Raw genomic sequence first — 4,645 nt, 5'->3', positions numbered from 1 at the left:
GCACCGGGCCTGACCACGCCTGGCCTAGATCCGGCCGCGTTGAACAGCCCGGCCGGCACCGTTCCGGGTGCGGGCTTGGACCCGGGCGCGGACGGCACCTACCCCATCTACGGCGATCCGTCGCTGGGCGGGGCGCCGGCTAGTGGCGGCCTGGTCAGCGACCTTTCCAGCGCGGTCCAGCAGTTGGGACTCGGGCAGGTGATGGACCTGCTCAAGGGATCGATCACCCAAGCCGCCCAGGGTGCCGCCCACGGCGGTGCGCCGGCTGCACTTCCCGCGCCGCCGGTGCCCCCGGCCCCGGTACCCGGTATGTGATCGCGGCGGCGCGACAGCAGAACCTGCCACACGACGGCACCGCAGAATCAAGCGGTGGCTACGGCTGGCCACCCCGACGGCTCTGCGGTGCCGTGCCGCATATTCACAGTAGTATCGTGTCGAAACAGTGGTAACACTCGGCACATACGTAACATCAGTGCGTGCCGTCTCGCCGTCCCGCGCCGATACTGCTCGCCGCCATCGCGGCTACCGCCGTCATTCTGCCGTGCACGATCGAGCGCGCACTCGATCAACCGGCGCCACGCGCCGGTGACGTTCGGCTCGACCAGCAGCCGCTGATCGGTCTCACCGGCGGCGTCACAGTTCGCGAAGTCACGTCGCCGCAACAGTTTTCGATGGTCGCGTTGACCGGTGGGGACTTGACCGACACCACCGCCCGAGTGCGCGCCAAGCGCGGTGACGGCAGCTGGGGACCCTGGTACGAGGCCGAGACAGTGGAGTCCGGCCCAGTCGACGGGCCGAGCGGGTCGGCACACGGCCCCCGGGGTACCGATCCGGTCTTCGTCGGCAACACCAGATCCGTGCAGATCGTCGTCACCCGTCCGATCGGCGCGCCGGTGACCAAGGCTCCGCCGACCACCGCGCCGGCCACATCTGGGCTGGGATACCGGCCGGCGTCTGTCGAGAGACCGCTTCCGCAGAACATTTCGGCCGTGTTGATCTCCCCGCCACAGGCACCGGCCGACACACAATGGGCACCACCGACCGCGGTCGTCACGCCCGGCCAACCGCCGAGCGTCATCAGCCGGGCTCAGTGGGGCGCCGAAGAATCGATGCGCTGCGGTAACCCGGTGTACAGCCACGGCGTTCGCGCGGCGGTGATCCATCACACCGCGGGCAGCAACGACTACGCCCCGCAGGACTCCGCCGAGATTGTGCGGTCGATCTACGCCTACCACACCAGGACACTGGGCTGGTGCGACATCGCATACAACGCGCTGGTCGACAAGTACGGGCAGGTCTTCGAAGGCCGATTCGGCGGAATCAACAAGCCCGTCGAGGGCTCGCACACCGGCGGTTTCAACCGGGACACCTGGGGGGTGGCAATGCTCGGGAACTTCGACGAGGTGCCCCCGACGCCTGTCCAGTTGGGCACAGTGGGCCGGCTGCTGGGCTGGCGGCTGAGCTTGGACGGTGTCAACCCGAAGGGCACTGTCGCGCTCGCCTCCGCCGGTGGCGCGTTCACCCGGTTCGCCGGCGGTGACACGCTGACGCTGCCCACCATCTTCACCCATCGTGACGTCGGCAACACCGACTGCCCCGGGAACATCGCGTACGGACTGATCGACGAAATCCGAGACATTGCAGCACGATTCAGGGAGCCACCCGGCCCCGCCGAGGTGGCGGCAGCGCTGGAGGGTGGCGCGATCTACGCCCGCTGGCAAGAGATGGGCGCCATGCAGAGCGCGCTGGGCGCACCGACGTCACCGGAGTCGACGGGTGCCGGCTCGACGCGTTATGCCACCTTCGACAAGGGCGCAATGTACTGGGCGCCCGAGACCGGCGCCGAGCCACTGACCGGCGCCCTCTATGCGGCCTGGGGGTCGCTGGGCTACGAACGCGGCATGCTGGGGTTGCCCACCAGCGCTGAGATCCAAGAACCGGAGTGGATCAAGCAGAACTTCCAGCACGGCACCTTGAATTTCGACCGGCAGAGCGGCACGGTGAGCCGGGTGATCGATGGCGTGGCCGAGGAATTACCGCCGCTTTCCCCCGACGGACCACCCGTCCAACTGGAGCGGTTTTCGCCAGTCAGTAACCACTGAAGCCCCACCTCCAGCGGTGTTCGCCGGGCCCTGCCCGGCCACCCTCACGCCGGCGTAACCACCGCGCCCTCGACGCCAGGCTAAAGCCACCAGCGTTCGAGCACGCGAGCCACCCCGTCGTCGGCATTGGAAGCGGTCACCTCGTCGGCCGCGGCCAGCGCCTCAGGATGGGCGTTAGCCATCGCAACCCCGAGACCGGCCCGTAACAGCAACGGCACATCGTTGGGCATATCACCGAAGGCGACCACGTCCTCGTCGGTGATACCCAGCGGCCGGGCGACCTCGGCGACGCCGGTCGCCTTGTCGACCCCCGATGGCACGACCTCGACCAGGCCGTTGTTGGTCGAGTAGGTGATGTCGCCGGCGTCGCCGAGGTGTTCACCCAGCGCCGCCGCCATGTCTGCGCTGCGCGCACCGGCCTTGCGGATCAGCAACTTGACGGCGGGCGCGCTCAACAGGTCTTCAAGGGAGACCTCGGTGTTGTCCGGATTGAGCCAGGCGTGTTCGTATCCCGGTGAGCTGACGAATTGCGGTGTCGCCGTATCGTGGGCGCTGCGCCCGACCCGCTCGACCGCGAGACCAACCCCGGGGATCATCCGGGTGGCGAGTTCGGCCAGTTCAGTCAGCGCATCGACGGATAGCGTCCGCGCCGACAACACCCGATCAGTCGCCGAGTCGTAGATGACGGCCCCGTTCGCGCACACCGCTGTCGGCGCGAAGCCCAGCGCGTCGACGACGGGATGCACCCATCGCGGCGGCCGACCCGTTGCCAGCACGAATTCCGCGCCGGCGGCAACGGCGGCACGCACCGCACTCCGAGTCCGCGGGCTGATCCTTTCCTCGTCGTCAATCAGGGTGCCGTCTACATCGCAGGCGATGAGCGCCGGCAGCGTCATTGCCGCGATCTGCGTTCGCTGTGCGCCGGGGTCACTAGCGGCGCTTCTGCTGTCTGCGGGCCTGCTCGATTTCTTGTTTGCGGGCCCGCTCAAGCAGTTCAGCCGCGCGCAGCTGCTTGGAGTCGTCCGGAGACGGCGCGCTGCCGCCGAGCCGCCGCGGCACCCAGTTGGCTCCGCGGGGGTGCGGATACTCCTCTTGCACCCGGTACAGCAACAACTCCATCTCCCGGCGCAGCAACGCATTGAGTTGGTCGACGTCTCCTAACGGCGCCAGCGGCCGGCCCACCGCCACGGTGATCGGAACGTTGTTGCGGACCACATGCTTCGGATGATCCTTCGGCCAGATCCGGTGTGCTCCCCACACCACCAGAGGAATGAGGGGAACGTGCGCCTCCATCGCCATGCGGGCGGCTCCGGTCTTGAACGGCCTCAGCTCGAAGCTGCGACTGATCGTCGCCTCCGGATGCATGCCGACCAGCTCACCCTGTCTGAGTTGCTGCACCGCCATGGTGTACGCGTCGTGCCCCGCAAGGCGATCCACCGGAATCAGTCTGGCGTGTTTGATGACGTAGTTCACCGCCTTCACGTCCTGCATCTCCGACTTGATCATGAACCTCAGCCGCCGACGGCGTTTGTACGCGGCGTAGGACGCCGGCAGCCAGTCCAGGTAACTGGTGTGGTTGAGGGTCAGCAACGCACCGCCACGCTCCGGGATGTTCTCCAGTCCCTGAAACATGATCTTGGTGCCGTTGGCCGCGATCAGCGGCGGGAGGATGATCTCGCCAAACCGAACAAATGCTTCTGGCATGCGTGTCGCTCCTGTAATGCGGACTGCGCGGCTGGCCGCGCCTAGTCCCCAGTGTTCCTTACGGGTGCTGACTCGTGCGCCTCCTGGCCCGTTCGGCCTCATCGAGATCCGTCGCCTCGCGGAGAGTCGGAGCGCTGCCACCCAGCCGCCGGGGCACCCAATACGCCCCTTCCGGATGCGGATAGGCCTCCTGCACCTGGTGCAGCAGAGCCGTCATCTCTTCACGCAACTCGGCTTCGAGATGATCGACGTCTTGCGACGGAGTCAGGGCCGGGCCGGCTGCGACGGCGATCGGAATATTTCTGCGGCGCAGATTTCGTGCGTGATCTTTGGTCCAGATCCGCTGAGCGCCCCACACGATCAATGGGACGATCGGCACTTGCGCCTCCAGCGCCATTCGGGCCGCTCCGGTCTTGAACTCCTTGAGTTCAAAGCTGCGGCTGATCGTCGCCTCGGGCATCATTCCGACCACCTCACCGGCCCGTAGCAGCTCGACGGCGTTCGTATACGCGTCGGCGCCGGCCGCACGGTCGACGGGAATGGTCTTCGTGTGTCTGATCAGGAAATTGACGACTTTCACCTGCTGCATCTCGGCCTTGATCATGTACCGGATGCGCCGGCCGCGTCGATGCGCCGCCAGAGCGGCGGGCACCCAGTCGACGTAGCTGGTGTGGTTGATGGCGACCACCGCACCACCGGTCGCGGGGATGTGGTGCAAGCCGTAGTAGGTGATTTGGCTGCCGAGCGCTTTGGTCACGGCGTTCGCGGTGATCTCGAGTACCCGGTAAACAGGTTCCATCCGGTTACTCCACCTCCGCGGACCCCGCCTGCTGCCGCGC

Annotated in this window: 4 protein-coding genes and 1 pseudogene; 2 read left to right on the top strand and 3 right to left on the bottom strand. The window is 67.1% G+C overall.

Annotated features, from left to right (window positions below):
• Positions 1-315, top strand: a pseudogene (locus tag WA317_RS19320) (hypothetical protein); the annotation flags it as partial.
• 161 nt (positions 316-476) lie between these two features.
• A complete protein-coding gene (locus WA317_RS19315; protein ID WP_425174565.1) occupies positions 477-2,102 on the top strand; it encodes an N-acetylmuramoyl-L-alanine amidase in 1,626 nt (541 codons plus the stop codon).
• An 80-nt stretch (positions 2,103-2,182) separates the two neighbouring features.
• Here the strand turns inward: WA317_RS19315 and WA317_RS19310 are convergent, their stop codons facing one another.
• The 3 genes from WA317_RS19310 to WA317_RS19300 are packed head-to-tail and all read right to left on the bottom strand — an operon-like array spanning position 2,183 to position 4,605.
• Entirely contained in the window at positions 2,183-2,998 is an 816-nt protein-coding gene (locus WA317_RS19310) for an HAD family hydrolase (protein ID WP_425174564.1), read from the bottom strand.
• A gap of 34 nt (positions 2,999-3,032) precedes the next feature.
• Positions 3,033-3,806 (bottom strand): lysophospholipid acyltransferase family protein, encoded by a 774-nt coding sequence (locus WA317_RS19305; RefSeq protein ID WP_425174563.1) that lies wholly within the window; start codon positions 3,804-3,806, stop codon positions 3,033-3,035.
• 58 nt (positions 3,807-3,864) lie between these two features.
• Entirely contained in the window at positions 3,865-4,605 is a 741-nt protein-coding gene (locus tag WA317_RS19300) for a lysophospholipid acyltransferase family protein (RefSeq protein WP_425174566.1), read from the bottom strand.
• Positions 4,606-4,645 lie beyond the last annotated feature (40 nt).

Source organism: Mycobacterium sp. (assembly GCF_049802695.1).
Taxonomy (GTDB): Bacteria; Actinomycetota; Actinomycetes; order Mycobacteriales; family Mycobacteriaceae; genus Mycobacterium.
The sequence above is the reverse complement of the archived record's forward strand: the minus strand, read 5'-3'. Positions and strand labels throughout refer to the sequence as shown.

Coding starts and splice junctions, on each gene's coding strand:
- WA317_RS19310 (WP_425174564.1), bottom strand. CDS start 2,998: ATGACGCTGCCGGCGCTCATCGCCTGCGATGTAGACGGCACCCTGATT.
- WA317_RS19305 (WP_425174563.1), bottom strand. CDS start 3,806: ATGCCAGAAGCATTTGTTCGGTTTGGCGAGATCATCCTCCCGCCGCTG.
- WA317_RS19300 (WP_425174566.1), bottom strand. CDS start 4,605: ATGGAACCTGTTTACCGGGTACTCGAGATCACCGCGAACGCCGTGACC.